4 protein-coding genes are annotated in these 4,836 nt (G+C 43.5%); all 4 read left to right on the top strand.

The features are described 5' to 3' along the window. Positions 1-28: 28 nt before the first annotated feature. The 4 genes from F6J94_RS30340 to F6J94_RS30325 all read left to right on the top strand — a co-directional run bounded on the left by F6J94_RS30340 (position 29) and on the right by F6J94_RS30325 (position 4,653). Positions 29-244 (top strand): hypothetical protein, encoded by a 216-nt coding sequence (locus F6J94_RS30340; protein ID WP_293047101.1) that lies wholly within the window; start codon positions 29-31, stop codon positions 242-244. 125 nt (positions 245-369) lie between these two features. Continuing rightward, entirely contained in the window at positions 370-3,069 is a 2,700-nt protein-coding gene (locus F6J94_RS30335) for a PhnD/SsuA/transferrin family substrate-binding protein (RefSeq protein ID WP_293047099.1), read from the top strand. 259 nt (positions 3,070-3,328) lie between these two features. After that, positions 3,329-3,496, top strand: a complete 168-nt coding sequence (locus tag F6J94_RS30330) for a hypothetical protein (RefSeq protein WP_293047097.1) — start codon at positions 3,329-3,331, stop codon at positions 3,494-3,496. Next, the gene (locus tag F6J94_RS30325; protein WP_293047095.1) at positions 3,496-4,653 is read left to right on the top strand and encodes a GTPase; all 1,158 of its coding nucleotides are present in this window, start codon (positions 3,496-3,498) and stop codon (positions 4,651-4,653) included. The genes F6J94_RS30330 and F6J94_RS30325 overlap by 1 nt, the downstream gene beginning before the upstream one ends. Positions 4,654-4,836: the final 183 nt, after the last annotated feature.

Below are 4,836 nucleotides of genomic sequence, written 5' to 3'. Positions count from 1 at the left end.
GCCGGCTGCGTGACTGGAGTTACGACGTGTGCGCTGCATTAGTATAGCGCAGGGAATCGGGAATCGGGAATCGGGAATCGGGAATCGGGAATCGGGAATCGGGAATCGGGAATCGGGAATCGGGAATCGGGAATCGGGAATCGGGAATCGGGAATCGGGAATCGGGAAAGAGAGGGAAGTGTGGGAAGTGTGGGGAGATGGGGAGATGGGGAGATTTTTATTAAGGGTAATTATCCGGACATGATATAAACGCTATATTCAGCCTGTTAATTATTAATTAATGAAGGAAATAGGTATTGATGAATTAAAACTAGAATTTATTAACCGGAAAAGATATATAGTGTTTCTCATAGTTATGAGGGACATTAAATGTTCTTACACCGACTCCCGACTCCCGACTCCCGACTCCCTAAAACCCAAAACTTTGTATCTCACATAATTGAAAAGTACTATACTATGATTCGTCTTTATTTCTTAATTAAATCTAGCCTGATTATAGGCATAGGATTATCAGTCATAGCATCAGCAATAGCATCGACTGCCCCAGGGATTACTCTTGCTCAGGAACCTGTAGATGGAACAGGACAAAGAATGAATTCACAGGTAAAGATTGTTAAGGTGGGAGTGATGGCAATTCGGGGTGTTGACCATACTAAGGCAAAATGGCAACCGACCCTAGACTATCTCAGTGACACGATTTCCGGCTATGTTTTCCAACTTGTACCACTAGAGTTTGATACCCTCGAAGAAATAATAGCTAACCAGGAGGTGGACTTTGTGTTGCCTAACCCTGGAATGTATGTAGAGTTGGAATGGATTTATGGGGCAAGACGAATTGCCACCCTAAAAAATCTACGCCTAGGCAAGTCTTACACCCAATTTGGAGCGGTTATCCTGCGTCATGCTGACCGCAATGATATCCAGGATTTAAAGGATTTACGGGGTAAAACCTTTATAGCCGTCAGTGAAATTGCCTTTGGGGGCTGGCAAATGGCATGGGAAACTCTGTTAGAAGCTGGAGTTAACCCCTACCGTGACTTTCCAGGGCTCCACTTTGGTGGTAGCCATGACGCAGTGGTCTACGCTGTTCGTGATGGTATTGTCGATGCTGGCACTGTCCGCACTGATACCCTGGAACGTATGGCACAGGAGGGCAAAATTAATCTAGATGACTTTGTGATCCTGAATCAGCAAACTCAATATCAGGACACTTTCCCTTTTGCTCTGAGTACTAAACTTTATCCAGAATGGCCCTTTTCCACACTACCCCATACCCCAATGGAGTTAGCGGAAGAGGTTGCGATCGCATTAATTACCATGCCTTCTGAGCACCCAGCGGCCAAAGCTGGTCTTTATCACGGCTGGACCATCCCGGCCAACTACCAACCTTGTCACGAAACCTTACGCAATCTGCGGGTTCGTCCCTACGAAGATTGGGGAAAAGTGACTCTGGGTCAAGTTATCCATCACTACCGCTATTGGCTGTTATTTGCTGGTGTTTCCTGCTTTGGATTTAGCTATGGTCTAGTTTATCTAGCTGGGCGTAGGCGAATTGAAGCAGAACTGCGAAAAACCAATGCTTTACTGGAAATCCGGGTTGAGGAACGTACAGCTGAGTTCAAAGCAGCTAAAGAAGCGGCTGATCAGGCTAATAACGCCAAAAGTGAATTCCTGGCTAATATGAGTCATGAATTGCGTACTCCCCTCAATGGCATTTTGGGTTATGCCCAAATTCTGCAACGGGATCCACAGATAACTGCTAAACAAAAAGACCAGATCAATCTTATTTATCAGTGTGGCAACTATCTGCTCCATCTGATTAATGACATTTTAGACTTATCCAAAATCGAAGCTCGGAAAATGGAACTGTTTCCGACAGAAATTCATTTGCCGTCCTTTTTGAAAGAAGTTGTAGAAATGTGCCGCGTCAAAGCCCAGCAAAAGCAGATTGCTTTTATTTATCAACCCTCATCCCATCTGCCAGACGGTATCCTGGCTGATGGCAAACGATTGCGACAAGTTCTGCTTAATCTTTTGGGCAATGCCATTAAGTTTACTGACCATGGCGGAGTCACCTTTAAGGTAGAACTTATCAGTAACCACCAAGCACTTTCTACTCCCCAATCCCCCCTAGTCATAGTTCGATTTATCATTAAAGATACTGGGATTGGGATGACCCCAGAACAACTGGAAAAAATATTTTTGCCCTTTGAACAGGTGGGGGATGTTTATAATCGTGCTCAAGGTACTGGACTGGGATTAGCGATTAGCCAAACAATTATCAAGTTGATGGGAAGTTGTATCAATGTTGAGAGTACTTATGCCCAAGGTAGCATTTTCTCTATCGATTTAGAGTTACCCATTACCACAGCTGTGATTGAGACTAAGCAAGCCTCTACCAAAACCATTATAGGGTATCAGGGTAAACCACAAAAAATCCTAGTAGTAGATGACAAATGGGAGAATCGCTCTGTAATTGTGAATGTGTTACAACCTCTAGGATTTGAGCTGTTGGAGGCCAGTAATGGCGTTGAGGGTTTGGAAAAAGCCACAGAATGTAACCCTGATCTAATTATTACTGACTTGGTGATGCCGGTGATGGATGGCTTGGAAATGATGCGACGTCTGCGCTCATCAGATAAATTTAAAGATCTGTTGATTATTGCTTCATCTGCCAGTGTTTATGAGTTAGACAAGCAAGAGAGTTGGACTGCAGGCTGCGATGATTTTATTCCTAAACCAGTGGACGTAGCAGAATTACTGGAAAAATTAAAACAGCATTTGCAACTGGAATGGGTGTATGAAGACTTCATACCAAAACCAGAAACTATAATAGATGCTGGAGCTGAAGAAATCAACCTAGATGCCATTGTGCCTCCCCCATCCGATGTGCTGCTCCAACTTTATGAGTTTGCTAAGAAAGGTAATGTGTTTGAAATCAGCAAAGAAGCAAAAAAGCTGGAAGAATTAGATGCTAAATTTGTCCCATTTGCTAAGGTGATATTTCAATTTGCTAAGGAATTTAATGTGAATGAACTTAGGAACTTTATCGAACATTATGTCGATTAAGTATCATTATAATTGGGGGAATAGGGAATAGGGAATAGGGAATAGGGAATAGGGACTTCGGAGCAGGAACCCACCCCTAACCCCTCCCAGGAGGGGAAGGCAAGAGGCAAGAGGGAAAAAATATTGTGTACCTCAGGTGCGACCCGTGGCGAATTTAATTCTTAATGGGTCAAGCGCACCTCATAGCTATGAGAAACGCTATATTCCTGCTCTGGTGACAATAACGATATAGTAATCTGTGTAGGAATTGTGATAATTTTTGATGCCGTATTTCCTACTCCCTACTCCCTACTCCCTACTCCCTACTCCCTACTCCCTACTCCCTACTCCCTACTCCCTTTGCTATAGACAAAAATCAGGGATTTTGGTAAAATTTTATGGCTATATTCAATACTTATGGGTAATTGCTAAAGGAGAAAACTACTAATGTCAGAGCACATTTCGTTTGATGAACTGTTAGGCAAAATGAGCGAAGCCTATGAAGATGCCCAGAGCAAAGTTGAGCAATGTAATGTTTTAGTAATTGGTAAAACCGGTGTAGGAAAAAGTACTTTAGTAAACACAATTTTTCGCTCTCGTCTGGCAGAAACTGGAGTGGGCTATCCTGTTACTCAAACCATTCGTCGTTATAGGAAAACAGGTTGCCCGATTACAGTGTACGATACACCAGGGCTAGAACTTAAAGCTCAACAGATTGAACGAGTAAGGGGAGATATCTCGAAACTAATTGATGATCAAAGGAAACTAGAGGCAAAAGAACATATTCATGTGGTGTGGTATTGCCTTAATCATGAAACAGCTCGATTGGATCCGATTGAGGAAGAATGGCTAAAGAGCCTGCAACAAAAAGATGTACCCGTTATCTTAGTGCTGACTCAAACCTTAACGAAAAAACGTAGTGAGTTTATTGCTTTCCTAGAGGGTAAGAATCTACCGGTTAGTCAGATTATTCCAGTGCTAGCACAATCAAAACCAATCGATGATGATTATACGGTGACAGCCCATGGTTTAGAGCGTTTAGTAGAAGTGACGGCAAATTTACTGCCGGAAGCCCAGCGCAAAGCATTTCTGAGAGAACAGATTAGAAATATTGAACTAAAAGCAGGTGAAGCGTTTAAATATGTTACGGGTTACGTTACTGGTTCAGCATTGGTTGGTGCCTCACCAATTCCGTTTTCTGATGCGCCAATCTTGGTAACTATGCAAACGGTAATGATTGCTAACATCACTAGCATTTTTGGATTAACGGTTGAAAGAGCTTTTCTGGGCATGGTGATATCTGCTCTTGGGGGTACAGGAGGAATGACTGCAGTGGGTAAAGTAATTGTCGCGAATTTACTCAAAATGATTCCTGGTGCAGGCACCGTGCTTGGTGGAGCAATATCAGGCTCAACGGCAGCAGCACTAACCCTGGCTCTTGGTCTATCTTATATTAAAGCACTCAAGATTTATGTTAAAGCTCAGGTTGATGGTAAGGAAATACCCCTTTCTGAGCTGGCGAAAATTATCATTGAACAATATAAATATTATGCGGGAACAGGTAAAAAAAGCTTGAGCGATCGGGAATTGCCCCCTTCAGATTAGGAGAGATGGGGAGATGGGGAGATGGGGAGATGGGGAGTGTGGAGATCTCACAGGGGTAGGTTTTTTACATTTGGGTCGGGAGTCGGGAATCGGGAGTCGGGAATCGGGAGTCGGGAATCGGAACCCACCCCTAACCCCTCCCAGGAGGGGAAGAGCGGGAAATGGGGAGAATTATCCCGGAAA

The organism is Moorena sp. SIO1F2 (assembly GCF_010672755.1).
Lineage (GTDB): Bacteria > Cyanobacteriota > Cyanobacteriia > Cyanobacteriales > Coleofasciculaceae > Moorena.
The sequence above is the reverse complement of the archived record's forward strand: the minus strand, read 5'-3'. Positions and strand labels throughout refer to the sequence as shown.

Excerpts from the sequence above, each read along its gene's own strand:
- F6J94_RS30335 (WP_293047099.1), top strand. The coding sequence starts at position 370 with ATGTTCTTACACCGACTCCCGACTCCCGACTCCCGACTCCCTAAAACC.
- F6J94_RS30325 (WP_293047095.1), top strand. The coding sequence starts at position 3,496 with ATGTCAGAGCACATTTCGTTTGATGAACTGTTAGGCAAAATGAGCGAA.